At 61.8% G+C, this 24371-nt stretch carries 22 protein-coding genes, 1 tRNA gene and 1 CRISPR repeat array; of the genes, 20 read left to right on the top strand and 3 right to left on the bottom strand.

Translation table 11 applies throughout. The features are described from left to right. Window positions 1-14 precede the first annotated feature (14 nt). Window positions 15-842 carry a bifunctional DNA-formamidopyrimidine glycosylase/DNA-(apurinic or apyrimidinic site) lyase gene (mutM, locus tag H0A72_RS09570; protein WP_180154841.1) on the bottom strand — a complete coding sequence of 276 codons (828 nt, stop codon included), beginning with the start codon at window positions 840-842 and terminating at the stop codon, window positions 15-17. A gap of 85 nt (window positions 843-927) precedes the next feature. Here mutM and H0A72_RS09565 point away from each other — a divergent pair, with 85 nt between their 5' ends. The 10 genes from H0A72_RS09565 to H0A72_RS09520 all read left to right on the top strand — a co-directional run bounded on the left by H0A72_RS09565 (window position 928) and on the right by H0A72_RS09520 (window position 9159). Continuing rightward, window positions 928-2715, top strand: a complete 1788-nt coding sequence (locus H0A72_RS09565; RefSeq protein ID WP_180154840.1) for a tetratricopeptide repeat protein — start codon at window positions 928-930, stop codon at window positions 2713-2715. Further along, window positions 2712-3302 (top strand): lipoprotein insertase outer membrane protein LolB, encoded by a 591-nt coding sequence (gene lolB, locus H0A72_RS09560; RefSeq protein WP_180154839.1) that lies wholly within the window; start codon window positions 2712-2714, stop codon window positions 3300-3302. The genes H0A72_RS09565 and lolB overlap by 4 nt, the downstream gene beginning before the upstream one ends. A 1-nt stretch (window position 3303) precedes the next feature. After that, window positions 3304-4245: a 4-(cytidine 5'-diphospho)-2-C-methyl-D-erythritol kinase gene (gene ispE, locus H0A72_RS09555; protein WP_180154838.1), complete on the top strand. Its 942-nt coding sequence runs from the start codon at window positions 3304-3306 to the stop codon at window positions 4243-4245. Window positions 4246-4247: 2 nt separating this feature from the next. Continuing rightward, window positions 4248-4324: transfer RNA gene (locus H0A72_RS09550), tRNA-Gln, on the top strand. Between the two features lie 106 nt (window positions 4325-4430). After that, window positions 4431-5381: a ribose-phosphate pyrophosphokinase gene (locus H0A72_RS09545; RefSeq protein WP_180154837.1), complete on the top strand. Its 951-nt coding sequence runs from the start codon at window positions 4431-4433 to the stop codon at window positions 5379-5381. A 108-nt stretch (window positions 5382-5489) separates the two neighbouring features. Next, window positions 5490-6101 carry a 50S ribosomal protein L25/general stress protein Ctc gene (locus tag H0A72_RS09540; RefSeq protein WP_180154836.1) on the top strand — a complete coding sequence of 204 codons (612 nt, stop codon included), beginning with the start codon at window positions 5490-5492 and terminating at the stop codon, window positions 6099-6101. A gap of 112 nt (window positions 6102-6213) precedes the next feature. After that, a complete protein-coding gene (pth, locus tag H0A72_RS09535; protein ID WP_180154835.1) occupies window positions 6214-6810 on the top strand; it encodes an aminoacyl-tRNA hydrolase in 597 nt (198 codons plus the stop codon). 28 nt (window positions 6811-6838) lie between these two features. Further along, complete coding sequence (locus tag H0A72_RS09530) at window positions 6839-7585, top strand: CPBP family glutamic-type intramembrane protease (RefSeq protein WP_180154927.1); 747 nt, start codon at window positions 6839-6841, stop codon at window positions 7583-7585. 74 nt (window positions 7586-7659) lie between these two features. Further along, the gene (ychF, locus tag H0A72_RS09525; RefSeq protein ID WP_180154834.1) at window positions 7660-8751 is read left to right on the top strand and encodes a redox-regulated ATPase YchF; all 1092 of its coding nucleotides are present in this window, start codon (window positions 7660-7662) and stop codon (window positions 8749-8751) included. A 93-nt stretch (window positions 8752-8844) separates the two neighbouring features. Further along, window positions 8845-9159, top strand: a complete 315-nt coding sequence (locus H0A72_RS09520) for a hypothetical protein (protein WP_180154833.1) — start codon at window positions 8845-8847, stop codon at window positions 9157-9159. 380 nt (window positions 9160-9539) lie between these two features. Here H0A72_RS09520 and H0A72_RS09515 read toward each other — a convergent pair whose 3' ends face one another. Then, complete coding sequence (locus H0A72_RS09515) at window positions 9540-10301, bottom strand: class I SAM-dependent methyltransferase (RefSeq protein WP_180154832.1); 762 nt, start codon at window positions 10299-10301, stop codon at window positions 9540-9542. 177 nt (window positions 10302-10478) lie between these two features. On the opposite strand from H0A72_RS09515, the gene H0A72_RS09510 reads away from it, so the two are divergent. From H0A72_RS09510 to cas2, 8 genes are all read left to right on the top strand, one after another. Further along, window positions 10479-10916 carry a GyrI-like domain-containing protein gene (locus H0A72_RS09510; RefSeq protein ID WP_180154831.1) on the top strand — a complete coding sequence of 146 codons (438 nt, stop codon included), beginning with the start codon at window positions 10479-10481 and terminating at the stop codon, window positions 10914-10916. A 194-nt stretch (window positions 10917-11110) separates the two neighbouring features. Then, window positions 11111-13363: a CRISPR-associated helicase Cas3' gene (cas3, locus tag H0A72_RS09505; protein WP_343060162.1), complete on the top strand. Its 2253-nt coding sequence runs from the start codon at window positions 11111-11113 to the stop codon at window positions 13361-13363. Between the two features lie 64 nt (window positions 13364-13427). Then, window positions 13428-14102: a type I-C CRISPR-associated protein Cas5c gene (gene cas5c, locus H0A72_RS09500; RefSeq protein WP_180154830.1), complete on the top strand. Its 675-nt coding sequence runs from the start codon at window positions 13428-13430 to the stop codon at window positions 14100-14102. Further along, window positions 14099-15898 (top strand): type I-C CRISPR-associated protein Cas8c/Csd1, encoded by a 1800-nt coding sequence (gene cas8c / locus H0A72_RS09495; protein WP_180154829.1) that lies wholly within the window; start codon window positions 14099-14101, stop codon window positions 15896-15898. Before cas5c ends, cas8c begins: the two co-directional genes overlap by 4 nt. An 18-nt stretch (window positions 15899-15916) precedes the next feature. Beyond that, window positions 15917-16810, top strand: coding sequence for a type I-C CRISPR-associated protein Cas7/Csd2 (gene cas7c / locus H0A72_RS09490; RefSeq protein WP_180154828.1), 894 nt, complete (start codon window positions 15917-15919; stop codon window positions 16808-16810). Window positions 16811-16828: 18 nt separating this feature from the next. Beyond that, window positions 16829-17464, top strand: a complete 636-nt coding sequence (gene cas4, locus H0A72_RS09485; RefSeq protein WP_180154827.1) for a CRISPR-associated protein Cas4 — start codon at window positions 16829-16831, stop codon at window positions 17462-17464. A gap of 4 nt (window positions 17465-17468) precedes the next feature. Further along, a complete protein-coding gene (gene cas1c, locus H0A72_RS09480; RefSeq protein WP_180154826.1) occupies window positions 17469-18509 on the top strand; it encodes a type I-C CRISPR-associated endonuclease Cas1c in 1041 nt (346 codons plus the stop codon). Between the two features lie 9 nt (window positions 18510-18518). Beyond that, window positions 18519-18809 (top strand): CRISPR-associated endonuclease Cas2, encoded by a 291-nt coding sequence (gene cas2 / locus H0A72_RS09475; RefSeq protein ID WP_180154825.1) that lies wholly within the window; start codon window positions 18519-18521, stop codon window positions 18807-18809. Between the two features lie 186 nt (window positions 18810-18995). After that, window positions 18996-20497: a CRISPR direct-repeat array (repeat unit 32 nt; unit sequence GTCACGCCCTTCGCGGGCGTGTGGATTGAAAC). A 139-nt stretch (window positions 20498-20636) separates the two neighbouring features. Here the strand turns inward: cas2 and H0A72_RS09470 are convergent. Beyond that, on the bottom strand, window positions 20637-21116 hold the full coding sequence (locus H0A72_RS09470) for an Lrp/AsnC family transcriptional regulator (RefSeq protein ID WP_180154824.1): 480 nt from the start codon (window positions 21114-21116) through the stop codon (window positions 20637-20639). A gap of 283 nt (window positions 21117-21399) precedes the next feature. On the opposite strand from H0A72_RS09470, the gene H0A72_RS09465 reads away from it, so the two are divergent. Continuing rightward, complete coding sequence (locus tag H0A72_RS09465; protein ID WP_180154823.1) at window positions 21400-22647, top strand: diaminopropionate ammonia-lyase; 1248 nt, start codon at window positions 21400-21402, stop codon at window positions 22645-22647. 61 nt (window positions 22648-22708) lie between these two features. Continuing rightward, window positions 22709-24337 carry a gamma-glutamyltransferase family protein gene (locus tag H0A72_RS09460; protein ID WP_180154822.1) on the top strand — a complete coding sequence of 543 codons (1629 nt, stop codon included), beginning with the start codon at window positions 22709-22711 and terminating at the stop codon, window positions 24335-24337. Window positions 24338-24371 lie beyond the last annotated feature (34 nt).

Here is a 24371-nt window from a genome sequence, read left to right as displayed (position 1 = left end):
AGACGAATACAAAATCAACGGCGCTGGCAGCGCGGACAGAAGTAGGTGGCGCGCTGGCCCTGGACGATGCGGCGGATGGGCGTCGCGCATGCCGGGCACGGCTTGCCTTGCTTTTCATACACGGCGGCATGCAGCTCGAAATAGGCGCCGGGCGCGCCGGTGGCGTTCACGTAGTCGCGCAAGGTGCTGCCGCCTGACTCCAGGGCGTCGCCCAGGGTGTCGCGGATCGCTTGCGCCAGGCGGCCGCAGCGCGGCCGCGACAGCGTTCCGGCCCGGGTGCGCGGGTCTATCCCCGAACGGAACAGGGCTTCGGATGCGTAGATGTTGCCCGCCCCGACGACGATGTTTCCGGCGAGCAGGGCTTGTTTGATGGCGACGGTTTTCCCTTGCAGATGGCTGTGCAGGTAGTCGCCCGTGAAAGCGGGGTCGAAGGGTTCGATGCCGAGCCTGGCGAGCAGCGGGTGGGCGCTCACGGGGCCGTCGGCGGCCGGGTGCCATAATATGGCGCCGAAGCGGCGCGGATCGTGCAGCAGGAAGCGCGCGTCGTCGAACAGCCATTCGGCATGGTCGTGCTTGCGCCGGTCGCCGTCCAGCGGCGTGCTGCGCAAGGACCCGGACATGCCCAGGTGGACGATCTGGGTGCCATGCCGGAAATTGATCAGCAGGTACTTGCCGCGGCGTTCGCAGCTTTGCACCACGTGCCCGCTTATGGTCTGGGCGAGATGCTCCGGAACGGGCCAGCGCATGCGCGCTTCATGGACATTGAAGCGCCGGAGCACCCGTCCGGGCATAATCGTCGCAATTCCGCGACGCGTGGTTTCGACTTCTGGCAGTTCAGGCATAAGTGGGTGATAACATCTTTCAAACCGACTCTGTAATTTTGCCACCCGGCGCCCGTTCCAGGCGTAACGGCGGTGGTCCGATTGAATGAAATTTCCGATACTTCTGTTGTCTTCAGCGCTCGCGCCTATCCTGGTGTCTTGGTCCGCTCCCGCTTTTTCCGCCACGGTCCGCGAGGCAGACGACGCTATCGAACGGGCCGAGTACATACGCCTGCGGGCGGGCGACCTGCCGGCCGTCACCCTGACGGGCGACATCCTGTATAGGATACTGGCATCGGAAATCGCCGCAACCCAGGGGGAATACGAACTCGCCGGCCAGACCATGCTGGACCTTGCACGCGAAACCTCCGACCCGCGCCTGGCCAAGCGGGCATTCCAGTTTTCCATGAGCGGCCGCGACATGGCCCGGGCGTTGCGCGCCGCGCGCGAATGGGCGCTGCTCGCCCCGCGCGACCCCGAGGCCGTCGCGTCGTCCCTGGCCCTGGCCGCTTCCAGCGGGCAGACCGCCGGGCTCGCCTCGGCCTTGTCAGCGCGCATAGAAAAAGCGCAGAACAAGGAACAGGCCATCGCCCAGGCTTCCATCATCGTCGGCAAGATGGCCGACAAGCGCCTGGCGCTGGAAGTCCTGGAAAACGCCATCCCCGAATCGCTGCGCAATCTGCCCATTGCCCACCTGGCCCTGGCCGACGCGGCCTGGGCCGCCGCCGATCCGGCGCGCGCCGTGCAGGAAGCCGAGAAAGCGCTGGCCTTGCAGCCCAATTCCGACGTCGCGGCCCAGCGGGTCCTGGAATACGGCCTGAAGGTGGACCCGGACGAGGCCATCGAGCAGGCCCGGGAGTACCTGCAGAAGAATCCCGGCGACCGCAAGCTTCAGCTGCTGCTCGTCAAGCGCTTGTCGGACCGGGGCCAGTACGATCAGGCGCTGGCGCAACTGAAGGCCATGCGCGAACGCTCGCCGGAAGATTTCGACCTGCTCTACACCGAGGCCGAGGTCAACGTCCACGCCGAGCGCTACGACCGCGCCAAGGCGCTGCTGCAGGAATACATCAACGTGCAGACCCAGCGCCGCCGCTCGGTCAGCGACAAGGCCAGCAGCGCGGCCGCGGACGCATCGGACGCGCGCCTGATGCTGGTGCGCATCGCCGAAAAACAGAAGCGCTACGACGAAGCCATCGCCCAGCTCGACCTGATCGAAGACGGCGCGCTGCGCTTCCAGGCGCAAGTGCACAAGGCCGTGCTGCAGGGCCGGCAGGGCCGGCTTGCGCAGGCCACGGCGACCATCAAGGCGCTCAAGCCCCAGGATACCCACGAGCGTTCGGTGGCGGCGCTCACCCTGGCTTCCATCTTGCGTGAATCCGGGCGCACCGACGACGCGGTCGACATTCTCGTGAAAGCGGACCGTGACATCCCCGATTCCGCCGAAATCAAATACGACCTGGCCATGCTGTACGAGCGCCAAGGCAAAATCGAGGCGTTCGAGCAATTGATGCGCAAAGTCATCGAGCTCGATCCCGACAACGCCAACGCCTACAACTCGCTCGGCTATACATTCGCGGACCAGAACCGCAACCTGGACGAGGCCGAGGAATTGCTCGAACGCGCGTTGGAGCTCGAGCCGGACAATCCCTTCATCCTGGACAGCGTGGGCTGGTACCTGTACCGCACGGGCGACTTCCAGGCCGCCATCGAATACCTCGAGCGCTCCTACAGGCAGTTGCCCGCCGCCGATGTGGCGGCCCACCTGGGCGAAGTCTTCTGGGTCATCGGCCGCAAGGATGAAGCGCGCCGCGTCTGGAAGCAAGCTTACGGCGAGGATCCGCACAACGAGACCCTGATCAAGACCCTGCAACGATTCGGGGTCAAGTTCCCATGAGCATGCGATTCCTCGCGACGGGGTCCCGGGCGCTGCTCGGGGCCGGCTTGCTGGCGCTGCTGGGCGCCTGCGCCACGCCGCAGAAGATCGGCGGGTCGGAGCAGGGCACGTTCGAGCGCACGGGCCGTTTCGCGCTGACCGTCAACCATGCCGGCGGGGGACAAGAGGCGGTGCAAGGCGGCTTTGCCTGGCACGATACGGGCCGCGTCCTGACGCTCGATCTCGCCAACCCTTTGGGCAGCACGCTGGCGCGGGTGACCGTGGAGCCCGGCCGCGCCACCTTGCTGCGCAGCAACGGCGAACGCGAACAGGCGCCGGACCCGGACGCGCTGGTGGAGAAAGTCCTGGGCAGCCCCATGCCCGTCAGCGGCTTGCGCCACTGGCTGCAAGGGCGCGCCGCCCCGGGCGGCGTGGCTTCCGCCCAGAAAGACGGCGCGGGCCGGCTCGCCTCGTTCGCGCAGGACGGCTGGCGGGCGCAGCTGTCGCGCTACGACGCGCTGGGCCCGCAACTGCTGCAGCTGAACCGCAACGACGCCCAGCGCCGCATCAGCGTGCGCCTGGTGATCGACGATGGGCAGGCAAAATAGCGTGGCTTTGCACGACGTACCCGCTCCGGCCAAGATCAATCTCTTCCTGCACGTCACCGGTCGCCGTCCCGACGGCTACCATTTGCTGGAAACCGCATTCCGCTTCATCGATTTATGCGATGTGCTCAGCTTCGATTTGCGGCGCGATGGCGTCATCGAACGCGAGGGCGCGCCGCTGCCGGGGCTGGCGCAGGAAGACGACCTGGTCGTGCGCGCGGCGCGCGCGCTGCAGCGCGCGACCGGCACCTCTTTGGGCGCGCAGATCCGGTACGAGAAAGTCATTCCTTCCGGCGGCGGGCTGGGCGGGGGTTCCAGCGACGCCGCCACGACGCTCATCGCGCTCAATCGCTTGTGGAATACCGGCCTGGACAGACAGCAGTTGATGCGGCTGGCCCTGCCGCTGGGCGCCGACGTGCCGGTATTCATCTACGGCCAGGCGGCGTTCGCGACGGGCATAGGCGATGCCTTTCAGCCGCTGTCCTTGCCCGAGCGCGCCTACCTGATCGTGCAGCCGCCGCAGTCGGTGCCGACGGGGGAAATATTTTCGTCACCTGATTTGACAAGGGATTCAAAATCCATCAAAATTACGGTCTTTACTGATTGGCAACAAGAAAACGCGGCAGATGGTGGGGCGCATGGCCATTTAGGTGTGGTCCCAAGCTATTTTGGTCGCAATGATCTTGAGCCGGTGGTGTTTGCAAGCTACCCTCGTGTGGCGGCCGCGCACAAGTGGCTGAGCGGGCTGGGGTTGAATGCAAGAATGAGCGGGTCGGGTTCTTGTCTGTTCGTTGAGTTTGTAACGTTTGACCAGGCCGCCATGCAGCATCGCAAAATTATCGGTAAAATAGCAAGTCGTGAAAACGACGACGCAGCGGTAGCCAAGAATGCGTGGGTATGCCACGGATTGTCGGATCATCCGCTACGGTACTGGATAAGCAGTTGAATTGGGGAATCGCCAAGCTGGTTAAGGCACTGGATTTTGATTCCAGCATGCGAAGGTTCGAATCCTTCTTCCCCAGCCACTTTCAAGCCCTCGGGCTTGTCGTTAAATAAAGCTGTTGAGTCGGCCCCTTGCAGGTGCTGGTCAACAGTTTTTTTGTTTAACGCACAGAAAACCTACCATTCGCCATGGCAAACGACAGATTCATGATTTTTACCGGCACGGCTAACACGCGTTTAGCGGTCGATGTTGCAAATCACCTAGACATGTCGTTGGGCAAAATGACGGTAGGCCGTTTTTCAGACGGCGAAGTCATGGTGGAAATCAATGAAAACGTGCGCGGCAAAGACGTCTTCGTCCTGCAGCCGACCTGCGCGCCGACCAACGACAACCTGATGGAAATCATGGTCATGGTCGACGCCCTGCGCAGGGCGTCCGCGGGCAAGATCACCGCCGCCATCCCTTATTTCGGCTACGCCCGCCAGGATCGCCGCCCGCGTTCCGCGCGCGTCGCCATTTCGGCCAAGGTCGTGGCCAACATGCTGCAGGTGGTGGGCGTGGACCGCGTCATGACCATGGACCTGCACGCCGACCAGATCCAGGGCTTCTTCGACATCCCGGTCGACAACATCTATGCCGGCCCCATCCTGCTGGGCGACATCTGGCGCCGCAACTACAGCAATCTCGTCGTCGTTTCGCCCGACATCGGCGGCGTGGTGCGCGCCCGGGCGCTGGCCAAGCAGCTGGAAGCCGACCTGGCCATCATCGACAAGCGCCGCCCGCGCGCCAATGTGTCCGAAGTCATGAACATCATCGGCGAGGTCGACGGCCGCAACTGCATCATCATGGACGACATGGTCGACACCGCCGGCACGCTGTGCAAGGCCGCCCAGGCGCTCAAAGAGCGCGGCGCCGGCTCGGTCTACGCATACTGTACCCATCCCGTCCTGTCCGGCGGCGCGGTCGAGCGCATCGCCGACTCCGAGCTCGACGAGCTCGTCGTCACCGATACGATCCCGCTGTCCGAAAGCGCGCGCGCCTGCAAGAAAATCCGCCAGCTTTCCTGCGCGTCGCTGCTGGGCGAAACCATACTGCGGATTTCCAACGCCGAATCGGTCAGTTCGCTGTTCGCCGATTGAGCCTCTTTCATTGCCGGCCGCTGGTCGCGGCTGCCGGCGCAACGCGCGGCCCATCCGGGCCGTGTTCAACAACAAGGCAATACGCCTTTTAGCTTTTTGGAGTCTTCCATGAAATTCAACGCCACTACGCGCAGCGACAAGGGTACGAGTGCGAGCCGCCGCCTTCGCCGTGCCGGCCGTGTTCCCGCCATCGTCTATGGCGGCAATGCGGATCCGCTCAGCATCGAGCTGGATCACAACGAAATCTTCCACGCCCTGCGCAAAGAAGAATTCCACGCGTCCATCCTGGACATGCAACTGGACGGCAAGGGCCAGCAGGTATTGCTGCGCGCCGTGCAATGGCATCCCTACAAGCCGCAAGTGCTGCACGTCGACTTCCAGCGCGTGGACGCCAAGCAGGCCATCACCACCAAGGTGCCCCTGCACTTCCTGAACGGCGACATTTCCCCCGCCGTCAAGACGCACGGCCAGCTGATCAGCCACGTGATGACCGAACTCGAAGTCACCTGCCTGCCCGCCGACCTGCCCCAGGCCATTGAAGTCGACCTCAGCCAGCTGGGCGCCGGCGGCAACGTCTACCTGTCCGATATCACCCTGCCCCAGGGCGTCACGCACATCGTCCATGGCGCTGAAGGCGACCTGGTCCTGGCCGCCGCCTTGTCCAAGCCGGGCGCCGGCGCGGAAGACGCCGCCGAGGGCGCCGCGGAAGGCTCCGAGTAAGGCGTCCGGGCACGGCGTGGCGGCGCCGGCACAGCGCCGCCCGCGGTACCACGCAGCATACCCCCGCCAGGCCGAGAGGCCGGCGGGGGTTTTTATTGTGTAGACTCTCGCCATGATCCTACCCATACGCCTCATCATCGGGCTGGGCAACCCTGGGCCCGAATACGAAACCACCCGCCACAATGCCGGCTTCTGGCTGGCCGACCACATCGCCGACGACCTCAAGGCAGGCTTCAGCCTGGAAAAGGGTTTTTCCGCGATGGTGGCGAAAGCGCGCTTCGAGGGCGAGGCGGTGATCCTGGCCAAACCCATGACCTACATGAACCGCTCGGGGCAGGCGGCGGGCGCGATCATGCGCTTCTACAAACTGGTTCCCGAACAAGTCCTGGTCCTGCACGACGAGCTCGACCTCCTGCCGGGGCAGGTCAAGATCAAGCAGGGCGGCGGGCATGCCGGCCATAACGGCCTGCGCGACATCCAGGCGGCGTTCTCCAGCCCCGCATTCTGGCGCCTGCGCCTGGGCATCGGGCACCCGCGCAGCCTGGGGCTCGCGCAGCAGGTGGCCGCTTTCGTGCTGAACCCGCCGCGCCGTGAAGAGCTCGAGAAGATCGAAGGCGTGATCGATCGCTGCCGAGCCGTCGTGCCGGCGCTGCTGCGCGGCGATTTCCGCCAGGCGACCAACCAATTGCACGAGGGCAATCGTGACTGAGCGCCGCAGCGGACGCGCCGGCAAGCCGATGCGCTTTCGCGACGAGCTGCGTGATTTCTTCCGCTTCCTGCGGCGGCCCGGCTTCACGCCGCGGCTGCCGGGCCGCAAGGCCGGCGATGGATGGGTGGAAGACTGGTTTCCCGCCCTGTCGGTGGGGCGCCTGTTGAAATGGGCGCTGTTCCTGTGGCTGGTGAATCTCATCTTCCTGGGGCCCATCGCCGTGGCGGCCGCCGGGGTCGGCGGCGCGACGCACCGCCTGAGCCTGGATCATCTTCCCTGGCTGCAGGCGTTGCTGTGGGCGCCCATCGTCGAAGAGCTCGTCTTCCGTTACGGCTTGCGCCGGCTGGGGCAAGCCTGGTGGCTGGTGCCCGCCGCCGTCGCCGCCATGTTCATGGGCCCCAAATGGCCCGGCGTGCTCATGCTCGCGGGCATTGTCGCCGTGTGCTGGCTGCCGTATCTCGCCGCCCCGCCGGGCACATGCCGGCCCTTGCCCTGGCGGTATCGCCAGGCCTATCGCGGCGTGTTCCCCTGGGTGTTCCATCTTGGCTCCATGCTGTTTGCCGCGGTGCACTTGTACAACTTCAATCTGCATCAAACACCCCCCTGGCTCCTGCCCCTGCTGGTCCTGCCGCAATGGCTGACCGGCCTGGTGCTGGGCTGGCTGCGCGTCAGGCGCGGCATCGGCGCCTCCATGCTGCTGCACGCCTTGTTCAACGGCGGCCCCCTGCTCGTCGTATGGCTCGTCATCCAGGCGGCGCCGGACTTGGTCAAGTGAGCGTTTTTCAGGGGCCGCGGGTTTGCGCCTACAATAGCGTTCTTTGATTTTCATCTTTATTTTTCAGGATTCCCATGGCTCTGCAATGTGGCATCGTCGGTTTACCCAACGTCGGTAAATCCACTCTTTTCAACGCGTTGACCAAGGCTGGCATTGCGGCCGAAAACTACCCCTTCTGCACCATAGAACCCAACGTGGGCGTGGTCGAAGTGCCCGATTCGCGCCTGCAGGCGCTGGCCGAAATCGTCAAGCCCGAGCGCGTGCTTCCCGCCGTGGTGGAATTCGTCGACATCGCCGGCCTGGTGGCGGGGGCGTCCAAGGGCGAAGGGCTGGGCAACCAGTTCCTGGCCAACATCCGCGAAACCGATGCCATCGTGCACGTGGTGCGCTGCTTCGAAGACGAGAACGTCATCCACGTGGCCGGCCGCGTGGACCCGATCTCCGACATCGAAGTCATCAACACCGAACTCGCCCTGGCCGACCTGGCGTCGGCCGAAAAAGCCCTGCAGCGCCATCAAAAGACCGCGCGTTCCGGCGACAAGGAAGGCATCAAGATGGTGGCCGTCCTGGACAAAATCATCCCCGTGCTCAACGAAGCGCGGCCCATACGCTCCATCGCCCTGGACGAAGAAGAACTGGCCCTGATCAAGCAGTTCTGCTTCATCACCGCCAAGCGCTCCATGTACGTCGCCAACGTGCGCGAAGACGGGTTCCAGAACAACCCCCACCTGGACGCGGTGCGCGAATACGCCAAGGCCGAGAACGCCCCCGTCGTGGCCGTCTGCGCCGCCGTCGAGGCCGAGATCGCCGAGCTCGACGACGCAGACAAGTCGGTCTTCCTGGCCGACATGGGCATGGACGAACCCGGCCTGAACCGCGTCATCCGCGCCGCCTACAGCCTGCTCGGCCTGCAGACGTATTTCACCGCCGGCGTCAAGGAAGTCCGCGCCTGGACCATCCATATCGGCGACACCGCTCCGAAAGCGGCCGGCGTCATCCACACCGACTTCGAGCGCGGCTTCATCCGCGCACAAACCATCGCCTACGACGACTTCATCGCCTGCAAGGGCGAGCAGGGTGCCAAGGAAGCCGGCAAGATGCGGGCCGAAGGCAAGGAGTATGTGGTGAAGGATGGGGATGTGTTGAATTTTTTGTTTAACGTTTAAACGTGTGATCAACGTCTAAACCCCCAGTCTTGTCCGGCCAGTTCCGATAAGTACCGAAAAGCTCGGTTCGTCGGCCATAACATCGCCACGCACATGCTGGGTAAACGGCTCGAAGAGATTGTCCGGCATGTCTTCGACTCGGCGCGTTCGCCGGCGGTCACCCGGGAGATGATTGAGGAGTTAGTCCATGCCGTGTCGCATGGCGCCCTAGATGAGCGGGGTAGTCAGGGCAAGCTAACGGACGAGTGGATCGTGTTCGTTCAGCATCAAGGCCAAAATTACTATCTGACCCTGGCGGTCCACACGACCGAAGACCACCAGCAAACCTTCGACGAGATCGTGAGCATGGCCTACGCTGAGTTCCCATTTCTAGTCTCGCCATCCGCAACTTGCGTATCATCTACGTGATGCAAGCCGTCTTCGTCGAACTGCCCGCCTTCACTCGTTACCGCGCAGATGGGAGCAAGGCCGCGCCAAGCCCAACGCCCAGGCCGCCCTGCCCAGGCCGCCCTGCTGATTCGCTTGGTCGAGAAATTCCCCGACACGGTGGAACGGCTGGCGGAGGTATGACGGATTTTCAGAAGCGGGTATGAAAGCGGGTGCGAGGGGTGAAGAAGCACGGCGGCCCGGCCCTGCGCTTGCTGTCCATAGTGGCAAAGAACGGCATTCAGGCGATTGCCTGACCGGGTGGATGAAATTTCAGACATGGGAGACATGATGCGTCGCAGAGCCGTCCCATTTTATTTCCGGCGACGACGGTTGGCCGGCAGCCAGGAAGCCTCGCTATCTCATACCGCTGCGCGCCTAGCCTCAAAGCTAATGATCGTATCGCCTTCCTGTGGTGCGCGCCCCTGTTCATAGTTGCCCGAGACCTCCACCTCCTCAAATCCCGCCGCTCGCAGTGCCATAGCGAACTCCTCGACACCCCACCAGCGCAGCTTGAACAGGTCGAGTTCACTATGTACCAGACTACCCTCGCGCCAGTGCTCGTAACGCAGGTGGGAAAGCGTGGTCTGGGCGATGTAACGGGTTTCAACGCGCTGATCGTTCAGGGTCAGAAGGTCGCCTTCATCGGTCACCCAGCTACGCACCGATGTACAGCTCTCGAAGAAACTGCCGATTGGATCGAGATCGACGATCAAACGCCCATTGGGCGCGAGGTGATCGTGGAATCTGCGCAGCACCGCAGCGGCCGCAGCGCCATCAGTGATCAACTGAAAAGACCCCGCAGGCACAATGATGGCGGAGAATCGCTTTTCGTAGCTGAAATCCCCGAAGGCCTGTCGGCTCAGTACCGCCTCCAAGCCGCGATGCCGGCACTCAGCTTCGCAATACGCCAACATCTCGTCGGAGGCATCGAACCCCTCTATGAGCAACCCCGCTTCGAGCAGCGGAACCAGAATGCGTCCATTACCGACCGCGGGCTCCAGGATCGGGCCATCGCAGTGTTCCAGGCGGCGACGATAAAATTCAACATCCCCGAAAGAGCGGCCGACGGGCTTGTCCAGGTTGTAAACCCAGGCAGCGAGTTTTCCGTAGCGGTTGTGCATGTCATACCTTGAAAATCGAGCATCCAATGAAGAGAGTGTCTTCGCGTTCTGCACAGCCCGTGAGGCGTTCGTAGCGGGACGGAGGCCAGGACATCAACCTCATGGTGTTGCTGTGTATCCTTGAGTAATCATACAACGGCAGACCGAAGCGTCTCACCATCAAGAGGCAAGGACGATATGCACATTCATCTCATCGAGCCGATTCCCGCGCTGCGACGGTATCAGCGCCTGACAATCGCGCAAATCCACGAACGAGCGGCGCTTGCTTTTGCCGAGCTACATGCCGAAGCCAAGGCACGCGACCTCACGATCAACGGCCCGTCTGTTTTCCAGGCGCACCATCTTCCCAGCGACGCACATAGCGAGTTCGAGATGACCTTCTGCCTGCCGGTAGCCAGCGACGCAATACAGCGTTTGCCGCGCCTGCGGTGCGCCAGTCTGACATATGAAGGCCCGCTCGCCGACTTGTTCGCCAAAGGTTACCAAACGCTCCTATCAGCCATCAGCGCAGCCGGCTTGCAAACCAATGGCGAGAGCCGCGAGGTCTACCATGCCTGGCACGGCCCTCGGTCTCCGGACAACCGCATCGAGATCCAGATCGGCATAAGCGAGTGAATGTCCGGCAGTGGCTGCAGTCACGACAAAAGGAGCAAGGCGAGCCATGAACACGCCCTTGGCATATGGGGCCTGCTGCAAGACAGCCATGGTGTGGCAGCATGAACAGTATGCAGTATGCCAGTTGTGCGTTTCTCCGGCTTGTGGCATCGCTTCAATGAAGAGGCATGGCTCTGCCAACGCATTCAAGGTTTATGAACAACATGCACGAACTGTATTTTGCACATTCCACCGATGATGTTTCCAAGAAGGACTGGCAGCCCCTTCGTGATCATCTTGTCGCGGTATCGGAGCTGGCCGGCGCATTTGCCGAAGTATTCGGCGCCGGTCCATTGGGGCGGGTTGCTGGGCTATTGCATGACATTGGTAAATATACCGATGACTTTCAAGACCGTATTGCCGGCCAGGCCGTACGTGTCGATCACGCTACGCGCGGCGCGATGGTCGCTGTGGAGCGCTACGGCGGGCTCGGGTATGTGCTGGCCTATGGCATTGCCGGACATCACGCGGGGCTCGCCAATGGCGCGGAGAGCATCGAGCGCACCGCGCTGCAAGACCGTTTGAAAGGCGTAAACCTGCCTCCGTTGCGTGAGGCATGGCGCCGGGAAGTGGCGCTGCCGGAAAAACTCGCCGCCCCCAAGCTTAATGTGCACAGTAAAGACCGAAGCGGATTTCAGATGGCGTTCTTCACGCGGATGCTGTTTTCTTGCTTGGTTGACGCCGACTTTCTTGATACTGAAGCCTTTTATGATCAGGTGGAAGGCCGCGGCTCGCAGCGTGCTGCGCTCGCGCCTTCGTTGATTGAGTTGCGTGCCGAGCTCAATCGGCATCTATCCAGCCTCAAGGCGGATCGTCCGGTGGATCAGGTACGAGCGGACATTTTGGCACATGTCCGCCGGCAAGCCGGGCATTCGCCCGGCCTGTTTTCGCTTACCGTGCCCACCGGCGGCGGCAAGACGCTGACCTCGTTGGCTTTTGCGCTCGACCATGCGATTCATCATGGCCTGCGCCGCGTGATTTTCGTCATTCCCTTTACCAGCATCGTCGAACAGAACGCCGCGGTATTTCGTAACGCACTGGGTAAGTTCGGCCAGAGCGCAGTGCTGGAACACCATAGCGCCTTCGTTGCCGCCGTGCCGCCCAAGTCGGATGCTGAACGCTATCAGGCACAAGAGAAACTGCGTCTGGCCATGGAAAACTGGGACGCTCCCATCGTCGTCACCACCGCCGTGCAGTTTTTCGAAAGCCTGTTCGCCGCACGCCCGTCCCAGTGCCGAAAGCTGCATAACATCGCCGGCAGCGTGGTGATTCTCGACGAAGCCCAGACCATGCCGCTCAAATTGTTGCGTCCTGCGGTGGCTGCTATCGAAGAGCTCGCCTGCAATTATCGTAGCAGCATGGTGTTGTGCACTGCGACCCAGCCGGCGCTCGATGAGGCGCATTTGAATGGGGGGTTCAAAGCGGGGGCCGTGCGCGAGCTCGCTCCCGATCCGGCCAGCTTGTTCCGTCGGCTGGACCGGGTGCGTGTTCGCCATGTCGGCGAACTGAACGATGAAGCGCTGAGCGAGGCACTGCGCGCATGCGACCAGGTACTTTGCATCGTCAACAACCGCAGGCATGCGCGCGCTTTGTACCAATCCCTGGCCGATATGCCCGGTGCTCGCCATCTGACCACATGGATGTGCGCCAAGCATCGCAGCAAAGTGCTGGATGAGGTACGCACCCGTTTGAAGAACGGAGAGCCTTGCCGATTGATTTCCACATCGCTGATCGAAGCGGGTGTCGATATTTCATTGCCCATTGTCTATCGCGCCGAAGCCGGGCTGGATTCCATCGCCCAGGCGGCGGGGCGTTGCAACCGTCACGGCGAACGGGATGCCGCGGACAGTGAAGTCCGCGTGTTCACCAACCAGGATTGGGCCCCGCCGCCTGAATTACTCCAGTTTTCTCAGGCCGCGCGTGAAATATTACGGCAGCCGCAATATCGCGACGACCCGCTCTCGCCGCCCGCCATCGAGGCTTATTTCCGGAAACTTTACTGGCAGAAGGGTGGCGAGGAACTGGACGTTCCCGGGCTGCTGGCTCTGTGCGCAAAAAGCCATATCGACCGCTTGCCGCTCGAAACCCTGGCAAGCAAGTTCCGCATGATAGACAGCGCGCAGATGCCGGTCATTGTGCTGTTCGATGATGAGGCACGGGCGCATGTCGAGGGGCTGCGCCATGCGGAAAAGAGCGGCGGCCTTGCTCGGAAGTTGCAACCCTATCTGGTGCAACTGCCGAAACAGGCCTTCGAAGCCTTGCGCCAGACCGGCGCAATCCAGCCGGTCGAGCCGGAAAAATGGGGGGAGCAGTTCATGGTGCTGGTGAATGAGGATCTTTACGACGAAAACCACGGAGTAAGTTGGGATGATCCGACATTTGTCAATTCGGAAAAGCTGTGTTGGTGATCTGTCATTGGATGGCTAAGATGTAATCAAATGCTAAACCCAACAAAAGTTTGGGAGGGGAGCCATGAGCTACGGAATCCGCCTGCACATCTGGGGCGAAAGGGCCTGCTTTACGCGGCCTGAGATGAAAGTGGAACGCGTGAGCTACGATGTGATCACGCCTTCCGCAGCGCGCGGCATCTTGGAAGCCATTCACTGGAAGCCCGCCATTCGCTGGGTGATAGACCGAATCCACGTGCTGCGGCCAATCCGCTTCGAGTCCATTCGCCGCAACGAAGTAGGCAGCAAATTATCGCCGGCCAACGTGGTCAAGGCAATGAAGGCTGGCTCCACCGCAGGCCTGGCAAGCTATGTGGACGAAGAGCGCCAGCAGCGGGCCGCCACGATTCTGCGCGACGTGGCTTATGTCATAGAAGCGCATTTCGAACTCACCGATAAGGCCGGGCCTGACGATACGGTCGGCAAGCATCTCGACATCTTCAATCGCCGCGCCCGCAAGGGGCAGTGCTTTCATGCGCCTTGCATGGGCGTGCGCGAGTTTCCCGCTCATTTTGCCTTGATCGAAACTGACGCGGACTGGCCCGAGCCGCAACCCTTGCGGGAAGAAGACAAGGACCTCGGCTGGATGCTGCATGACATCGATTTCGCGCAGGGCATGACGCCCCGATTCTTTCGGGCGCGGCTGGTGAATGGCATGGTCGAGGTGCCTCCTTGGCGGACGGAAGAGGTCAAGGCATGATTCTGCAAGCGCTCATGCGCTACTACCAGCGGCTGATTGCGCAGAAAGCCGAAGGCGTGGCGCCATATGGGTACAGCCCCGAGAAGATCAGCTATGAAATCCTGCTGGCGCCAGACGGCTCCGCCGTGCAGGTCAATGACATTCGCGATACTTCGGGTAAAAAGCCGCAGCCCAAATTGCTGAACGTGCCCCAGGCCGAGAAGCGTACGATGGGAATCAAGCCGAACGCCTTGTGGGACAAGACCAGCTACGTCCTCGGTGTGAGCAACACCAGCAATCGCGCGGACAAGGAGCATGAAGCCTTCCGTCTGCTGCATGAGTCAATGCTGGCCGATGAGGAAGACCCGGGCCTGCAAGCTTTGTTGGCGTTCCTGCGAAGCTGGACACCCGATCAATTCGAGATGCGCGGCTTTCCCGCGGACATGGTCGATGCCAATGTGGTGTTTCGCTTGGATGGCGAACTTGCTTTCCTGCATGAGCGGCCGGCGGCGCAAGCCCTGCGGGCGCGGCTGTCGGACGGCGATGATGAGTCGCGCTCCGCAGCTACCATGTGCTTGGTGAGCGGTGAAACCCTGCCACCCGCACGCCTGCATCCTTCGATCAAAGGAGTATGGGGCGCACAGACGGCGGGGGCGGCCATTGTTTCCTTCAATTTGGACGCCTTTACCTCCTACGGCAAGAATCAAGGTGCCAATGCGCCGGTTTCCGAAGCGGCGGCCTTCGCCTATACGACCGCATTGAATTATCTGTTGCGGAAAAGCGAGCACAATCGCCAGCGTCTGCAGATTGGCGATACGTCGGTTGTATTCTGGGCCGAGGCCGATAACGACGACAAGGCTGCGGAAGCCGAAGATCTGTTTGGCAATTTCCTGAATCGCCCGCCTGACGATGCGTCTGAAGCGGAAAAAGTCCGCCTGGTGCTCGACCACGTGGCAAAAGGGCGCCCGCTTGAAGAGCTCGATCCCAGGCTGGACCCCGCTACACGCATTTATGTGCTGGGGCTGGCGCCCAATGCCTCGCGCCTGTCGGTGCGTTTCTGGCAGGCCGATACGTTGCTGGAGTTTGCTCGCCGTATCGCTGCTCATGCCGCCGACTTGCGTTTGGAACCGCGCCCGTGGCGCAGCGAACCGTCTGTGTACCGTCTTGTGCTTGCCACCGTACCGCACCGCGGCGGTACCAAACCCAAGGCGGATGATGCGATCAACAACATCATCGGCGAAATGACGCGCGCGATTCTCAGTGGTGCGCCTTATCCGCGCAGCCTGCTCACCAACACCATCATGCGGCTGCGCGCCGACGGAGACATCTCCGGGCTGCGTGTAGCCTTGTGCAAAGGCGTCCTGGCACGCGAGCGCCGCCTGGGCATCCGTACTTCCAATGAGGAGATCCCCGTGAGTCTCGACAAGCAATCCACTCAACCCGGTTACCTGCTTGGCCGGCTGTTCGCTGCGCAAGAGTATGTGCAGCGCTGTGCGCTGGGCGGGCAAGTCAATGCCACGATTCGTGATCGCTATTACGGGGCGGCCTCGGCTACGCCCGCATCGATCTTTCCGGTGCTGTTGCGCAACACGCAGAACCACATGAGCAAGTTGCGCAAGGAAAAGAAAGGTCTGGCCGTGATGCTGGAAAAGGACATCCAGGAGATTGTTGGCGAATTGCCCACGCAGTTTCCACGCGCATTGAAGATCGAAGATCAGGGTCGATTCGCTATCGGCTATTACCACCAGGCGCAGACTTATTTCACCAGCCGTGATGATGGAGTGGATGAAACTCCGGACGAGTCCGTCGATAACTGATATGCAAGGAGATCTTTGATGACCGCCATCGCCCGCCGCTACGAATTCGTTTATCTGTTCGACGTCACCAACGGCAATCCCAATGGGGATCCCGATGCAGGCAATCTGCCGCGCCTGGATCCGGAAACCAACCATGGGTTGGTGACCGACGTTGCGCTCAAACGCAAGATCCGCAACTTCGTTACCTTGGACAAGGAAGGGGAAGCCGGCTACGCCATCTACATGCAGGAGAAGGCCGTTCTCAATCTGCAGCATGAAAAGGCCTGGAAGGCTCTCGATATTTCGCCCGACGCGAAGGATGGCTATAAAAAGCTGCCCAAGGACGAAGCCAAGGCGCGCGAAATTACAGCCTGGATGTGCGGCAACTTTTTTGACGTGCGAACCTTTGGCGCGGTAATGACCACGGGTGTCAATGCAGGCCAAGTGCGCGGCCCGGTGCAACTGGGTTTTGCCTCTTCCGTGGAACCCGTGCTGCCGCTGGAAGTGTCCATCACGCGCATGGCGGTCACGACCGAGAAAGAAGCTGAAGCGCAGAGCGGCGACAACCGTACCATGGGCCGCAAGCACATCCTGCCTTACGGCTTGTATCGCGCCCATGGTTTTGTATCCGCCAAGCTGGCGGAGCGCACCGGTTTTTCGGATGTTGATCTGGATCTGCTGTGGCGCGCGCTTATCAACATGTTTGAACACGACCGTTCCGCGGCGCGTGGTGAAATGGCGGCGCGCAAATTGATCGTGTTCGAGCATGCGAGCGCAATGGGTGATGCGCCTGCGCATGTGTTGTTCGATACTGTCGCCGTCGAACGCATCAATGCGCAGGACGACGGCCCGGCGCGCAGCTTTGCGGACTACCGTGTCAGCGTGAACGTCGAAGCCTTGCCAAAGGGCGTGACTGCGCACCAAATGCTTTGATGCCGGCAAGGGGATGCCATGGATGTCGACCTCATCCCCATTTCCGCTCTGCAGCACATGCTGTATTGCCCACGCCAGTGCGCACTCATCCATCTGGAGCAGCAATGGGCGGAAAACCGTCATACCGCGGAAGGGCGCCTGTTGCATGATCGGGCGGATATCCCTGCAATAGAGCGCCGTCATGGTGTGCGTACGGTTACCGCCATGCCAATTTCCTGCATGGATTTAGGCATAGGCGGCGTGGCTGACGTAGTGGAGTTCCACGCAGGAGGGCATGGTGAACGCCCATATCCGGTAGAGTACAAACGGGGACGATCCAAAGCGCATCGGGCGGATGAGGTGCAGCTATGTGCTCAGGCGTTGTGCCTGGAAGACATGTTCAAGGTGCCGGTGGAAGAAGGGGCATTGTTTTACGGCATGCCACGTCGGCGGCAGGTGGTGATGTTCGATGAAGCATTGCGTTCACTGACGCGGCAAATCATTGAGCAAACACGCGACATGTTCATCTCGGCCCACACGCCTTTAGCGACATATGATGCCAAGCGCTGCGACAGTTGCTCGCTGCTTGATCTTTGCCAGCCTCGTCTGCTGACGCGTGCCGGCGCCGTGACGGCCTGGCTGGTACGACAGCTGCGGGATGAAAAGGAAACCTGAAAAAATGCGGCGACAACTCAACACCTTGTACGTGACGACGGACGGCGCTTGGCTAAAGAAGGACGGCGCCAATGTGGTAATGGAAGTGGAGGGAGCGGAGAAAGCCCGTTTGCCGGTGCACATGCTGGAAAGCCTGGTCTGCATGGGTCGGGTGATGGTATCGCCGCCTTTGATGGGGTTTTGCACGGAGCAAGGCATCTGCGTGAGCTTTCTGTCTTCCAACGGTAAGTTCCTGGCGCGCGTGGAAGGGCCCGTATCAGGCAATGTCTTGTTGCGGCGCGAACAGTATCGCCGTACCGACGACCCGGAACGGTGTGCTCTGATCGTGCGCAACCTGCTGCTGGGCAAAGTTCATAACCAGAGGGCAGTGCTGGGGCGTGCCTTGAGGGATCATGGTGAGGCCATGGCGGCCACCGCTCATGGCGAGCTGACGCAAGCGCATGAGCGCTTGCGCAGGATCTCGGTCCGGCTGCTGCAGGAGCGAACTCTGGACGTATTGCGCGGGTTGGAAGGTGATGCCGCGCAAACATACTTCGGTGTCTTCGATCACCTCGTCAGGGTCAAGGATGCGGCGTTGCGCTTCAAAGGACGCAGCCGACGTCCGCCGCTGGACGCTGTGAACGCCTTGTTGTCTTTCCTTTATACCTTGCTGACCCATGATTGCCGTGCCGCACTGGAAACGGTCGGGCTTGATCCCGCCGTTGGCTTTTTGCATCGGGATCGACCCGGGCGGCCCAGCTTAGCGCTGGACTTGCTGGAGGAGTTTCGACCATTTCTAGCAGACCGTCTTGCGCTGTCGCTGATCAATCGCCGGCAGTTGGGGCCACGTGATTTTATTCAGCTCGACAATGGTGCCGTGCTGTTGAAAGAAGAGTTGCGCAAAACCGTGCTGGTGGCTTATCAAGAGCGTAAGCGCGAGGAAATGCGCCATGCGTTCCTGGACGAAAAGCTTGCCGTAGGCCTATTTCCGTTGGTTCAGGCACAACTGATGGCACGTCATTTACGAGGCGATCTTGAAGCTTATCCGCCTTTCTTGTGGAAGTGAGCGGCGACTATGATGGTATTGGTCAGCTATGATGTCAGCACGCGTGATGCAGGCGGCGATCGGCGCTTGCGCAGGGTGGCCAAAGCCTGCCGCGATTATGGGCAGCGTGCGCAATATTCAGTTTTTGAGATCGAAGTTGAACCCGCGCAATGGGTGATACTCAAGCAGCGTCTGTTGGACTTGATTGATCCGGAGCTGGACAGCCTGCGGTTCTACTATCTGGGCAAGAACTGGAAGAGCCGTGTCGAGCATGTAGGCGCCAAGGCTGTGCTGGACTTAGCCGGCCCATTGGTGTTCTGAGCACGGCTCCGCGAACCGGAAGCATCCCGCCAATTCCCCATAGATTCGCGATACCTATAAGCTATTGATTTATTTGGTTTCTTATCGAGCAGTGCGTGCTTGGTAGTGATCAAGGCTCGTCTCATAGGGCGGGTTCGCGGATTTGTGAGTAATTTCTTCAAGGAATCATTGTGTTACCGTGGCACAGTCACGCCCTTCGCGGGCGTGTGGATTGAAACGTCCGACTTGAACGCAAGGCCCACGACGCGCCCGGTCACGCCCTTCGCGGGCGTGTGGATTGAAACGGATTCGGTGGGCCGTTACCCAGAACGACCAAAGAGTCACGCCCTTCGCGGGCGTGTGGATTGAAACCTGCTGTACTGCTGCATCGCCTCCGCCCTACTAGGTGTCACGCCCTTCGCGGGCGTGTGGATTGAAACACGTCGCCCGAGTGGGGTATCCGTGCAATTGCCCGAGTCACGCCCTTCGCGGGCGTGTGGATTGAAACAGTCTCTATTTCCACCTGCCGTATATCCAGACCGGGCGTCACGCCCTTCGCGGGCGTGTGGATTGAAACTTTGCGCATGTCAACCTCCTTATGCCGCCGCAACGGGTCACGCCCTTCGCGGGCGTGTGGATTGAAACGGTCGAAGATCGCCTGCACACGCTGCGCCCGCTCGTCACGCCCTTCGCGGGCGTGTGGATTGAAACCGTTACATGCCGGCAGAACCTACGTCTCAAAAATGTCACGCCCTTCGCGGGCGTGTGGATTGAAACAGGCTCACTTCCCCCATTGGGGCCACGCGGCCGGGTCACGCCCTTCGCGGGCGTGTGGATTGAAACCAGATCGCCGATGCGGCCGAGCAAGCGGTTGATGGTCACGCCCTTCGCGGGCGTGTGGATTGAAACTTCACTTATGCGCATTGCATACATCATCAACCGAGTCACGCCCTTCGCGGGCGTGTGGATTGAAACCGCCGAAGCGGAAATTAGGCCCTTGCGCAAGGGCGAGTCACGCCCTTCGCGGGCGTGTGGATTGAAACACGATTTTGGCTGCGTATGTATCAGTACCGGACATGTCACGCCCTTCGCGGGCGTGTGGATTGAAACCTCTAGACACACGATCTCTCGATATGGCTACAGAGTCACGCCCTTCGCGGGCGTGTGGATTGAAACCGCCCTGGCGAAGAGAAAGGCCAGGATCATCACGTGTCACGCCCTTCGCGGGCGTGTGGATTGAAACTTGTATTGCCCGGGAAGGCAGGTTTACTGTATAAAGTCACGCCCTTCGCGGGCGTGTGGATTGAAACATCCCATGCAGATTGCTGCCGATCTGAGGGACGTGTTACGCCCTTCGCGGGCGTGTGGATTGAAACGTCTGATCTGCCGTGTAAACACGCCCGGGCTGACGTCACGCCCTTCGCGGGCGTGTGGATTGAAACGCCCGTGCGGTTCATCTCTGCCTGGAGCCGGTTAGTCACGCCCTTCGCGGGCGTGTGGATTGAAACGTCCGTACGCGCCCCGGCAGAGGCGGTAAAACGGTAGTCACGCCCTTCGCGGGCGTGTGGATTGAAACTCTATGTGGGCCTGCCTCTGTACGTCAATCTGGTGGTCACGCCCTTCGCGGGCGTGTGGATTGAAACCTTGGTGTCGAAAACAAGCTCGACCCGCTCGAAAGTCACGCCCTTCGCAGACGTGTAGATTGAAACTTCGCTCCGCGTGCTGTGACTCTATTACCTGCTCGGCATACCCTCGGGCCATACGGACGGAAACACCTCGCGCAAACCCGTAACTGGCAACTTCCATCACGTTTCTCCCGCACGCCAGCCGGCCGAGAGAATTATTAACTCACCCTGGCGGCCCATCCACCGGCACGTCCATCCCGTACTTGACACGGTCCATTGCCACCAGGGTCTTGAACGCCTTGACGTTGTCATTGTCGTGGAACAGGGTGTGCGTCAGCGCTACGTACTGTTCCATGTCGCGCACCAGGAAGACCAGCACGAAGTCGCACTCGCCGGCTACGTAATAGCACTGCTGGACTTGCGGGCAGGCTTTGAAGCTGCGTTGCATTTCCTGCAGGAGATCCGCGCGTTCATTCTCTACTGCGACTTCGACGATGATGGTCAGGGGATAGCCCAGCGCCTTGGGGTTGAGGCGTGCGGTGTAGCGTTCTATGACGCCGGCGCCGGCAAGCAGTTTCAGGCGGCGGTTCACCGCCGCGGTGGACAGGTTGGCGCGTTCCCCGAGTTCGCTCTGCGCGGTACGGGCGTCTTGCTGTATGGCGGCGAGCAGTATGCGGTCGTAGGCATCGAGTTTTATCGTCATTCGTATTCCATGCCATGCACGGCCAGAAACTCATAAAAAATACAGCTCTATGGCGATATTTTAAGAAAACTTGCCGGTTGGTGGCGAATATTATTCCATCATTGGCTCGTTTCCGAACCGGGCGGGCCTGCGGCGGTTTCGCTCGAATGCCTGCCTGCCGCACCTGAACAGCCGCCATGTGTGCCGCAGGCAGGCGGCCGCGGGCGCCGGCGGCGCCTACGGCGGCCGCTCAGGGCGGTTCGATCCCTTCTTTCTGTCATGCAACTCTTCTCCAGAGGCTCTTATGTTGATTACCAATAAGCACGCGTTGCGTGGGACTTACCCTGCGGAGCTGCAATCTCTCATGAATGTCGAACGTGCCGAGGAAAGCCGCCGGTGGCTTTATCAATGGAAGGAAATCGCACCGGCGCCGACGCCTTTGTATGAGCTGCCCGATGTCGCCGCCGGCCTGGGGGTGGCCCGGTTCAGCGTGAAGGACGAGTCGCAGCGCTCGCCTCTGGGCAGCTTCAAGGCGCTGGGCGCGCCGGTCGCGCTGTTGCGCTGGATTTTGCGGCAGCTGCCCGGGCTGGACCCCGCTGCCGTGTTCGCGGGGCGTTATGCGGACCAGCTTCAAGGCTATACGGTGATCAGCGCCACGGACGGCAATCATGGCCGCGCTTTGGCCGCCGCGGCGCGCGATGCGGGTTGCCGCTGCGTGATCGTGCTGCATGCCAAGGTGAGCCTGGAGCGGGAAGAGGCGATATCCAGGTACGGCGCGCAAATCGTGCGCATCGAGGGCAATTATGACGAGTCGGTTGCGGAAGCGGCCCGCCTGGCCGCGGCCAATGGCTGGCAGGTCATATCCGATACGTCTTATGAGGACTATGAAGAGATTCCGCTGGACGTGATGCAGGGCTATGCAACCATCGCGGCGGAAATCGTGGCCCAGGCCGGCGTGTCTCCCGGGCAGGCGGGCCCCTACACGCATGTCTTCTTGCAGGGCGGGGTGGGCGGCATCGCGGCCGGGGTTGCCAGTTATCTGTGGGAATACCAGGGCCGGCATCGGCCGCGTTTCATCGTGGTCGAGCCGGTGCAGGCGGACTGCCTGCTGCAAAGCGCGATCCATGGGCGGCCCGCCAAAGCCACCGGCACGGTCGATTCGGTGATGGCGGGCCTGGCTTGCGGCGAGGCTTCGCCGCTGGCCTGGAAGTTCCTGGCGCCTGCCGTCGACCATTTCATGACGGTCGAAGACGGCGAGGCCATCGAGGCCATGCGCGTGCTGGCCCAAGGCAGCGAGCGCGACATGCCCATCGTCGCCGGGGAGTCGGGGGTGGTCGGGCTTGCCGCCATGCGGGCATTGCGCCGGGACGCGGCGCTGGCCGGGCAGCTCGGACTGGAAGAGCGGTCCAGCGTATTGATGATCAACACCGAAGGCGCGACCGCAGCCTCCGTCTACCAGGACTTGATCGGCGAAAGCGCGGCGTCGGTGCTGCATCGGCAGGCTCGCCGGCGTGCCGCCCGGGACGCGGCCGACATGCCATACGGTACCTGAATTGCCCTAAACGGCATTTGATAGTAGTTTAGATGCTTTGAACCCCGCCGTATTTTTTGTCATGAAAGAATTCAACTGGTCCAACCCCTATCCCACCCCGCGCGTGCCGCTGTTCGCCCGCAACGTGGTGTCCACTTCCCATCCCCTGGCCGCGCAGGCGGGGCTGCGCATGCTGCTGCGCGGCGGCAATGCGGTCGATGCCGTCATCGCGGCGGCGGCCACGATCACGCTGGTCGAGCCGGTGTCCTGCGGCATAGGCGGCGATTGTTTCGCCATATTGTGGGACGGCAAGAAGCTGCACGGCCTCAATTCCTCGGGCGTCGCGCCCGCGGCCTGGAACGTGGAATATTTCAAGCGCAAGTACGGTGTCGGTCCTGACGGCCTGGCGCAGCGGCCCATGCGCGGCTGGGACACGGTCACCGTGCCGGGGGTCGTCGCCGGCTGGGCGGCGCTGCATGGCAAGTTCGGCACCCTGCCTTTCGAGGACCTGTTCGAGCCGGCCATCGAGATCGCGGAACGCGGTTACGTCGTCCCGCCCATCGTGGCCGGGAAATGGAGCCGCGCCGCGGAAGAACTGAAAGACCAGCCGGGCTACGCGCAGGCCTTCATGCCGCAGGGGCGCGCCCCGCGCATCGGCGAACAGTTCCGCTTCAAGGATGCGGCCGACACCCTGCGCCGCATCGCGCAGTCGCATGGCCGCGATTTCTACGAAGGCGTGCTGGCCGATAAAATCGCCGCGTTCAGCAAGGAGTGCGGCGCCGCCATGACGCTCGAAGACTTGCGTGGCTACAAGCCGGAATGGGTCGAGCCCATTTCCCGCGACTATCACGGCTATACCCTGCATGAAATCCCGCCCAACGGGCAGGGCATCGCGGCCTTGATCGCGCTCGGCATCGCCGAGCGCTTCGACCTGCGCAATCTGCCCGTGGACTCGGTCGAATCGCAGCACATCCAGATCGAAGCCATGAAGCTGGCTTTCGCCGACCTGTATCGCTACGTGTCGGATCCGCGCAGCATGGGCGTGACCCCTGCGCAAATGCTGGACGACAACTACCTGGACAGCCGCGCCAAGCTGATCCGCCTGGACCGGGCCACGCACTTCCAGGCGGGCCGGCCCCATGCGGGCGGCACCATATACCTGACCGCCGCCGACGAAAAAGGCATGATGGTGTCCTTCATCCAGTCCAATTACATGGGCTTCGGGTCGGGGGTGGTGGTGCCCGGCACGGGCATCAGCCTGCAGAACAGGGGCTATGGCTTCTCGATGGATCCGGATTCGCCCAATGCCGTCGAAGGCGGGAAACGGCCTTTCCACACCATCATTCCCGGCTTCCTCACGCGCCAGGGCAGCCCGGTCATGAGCTTCGGCGTCATGGGCGGCGACATGCAGCCGCAAGGCCATCTGCAGACGGTGATCCGCATGATCGACTACGACCAGCAGCCGCAAGCGGCATGCTGCGCGCCGCGCTGGAAGGTCAACCGCGATTTCACCCTGGACCTGGAATCCACCACCCCGGCGCCGGTCGCCGAAGGCCTGCGCGCGCTGGGCCACCAGTTGCATTCGGTGGACGATCCCTACATGGATTTCGGCGCGGGCCAGTTCATCTGGCGCATGTCGGAAACCGACAACGAGCAGGGCTATGTGGCGGCCAGCGACAGCCGCCGCGATGGGCAGGCCGTGGGCTTCTGACCTCGTTTTGCGCGGGCGCCGATGGGCGCCGATT

Source organism: Parapusillimonas granuli (assembly GCF_013416525.1).
GTDB lineage: Bacteria > Pseudomonadota > Gammaproteobacteria > Burkholderiales > Burkholderiaceae_B > Parapusillimonas > Parapusillimonas granuli.
Note: the sequence above shows the minus strand (reverse complement) of the source record. Positions and strands in the feature narration are given on the sequence as shown.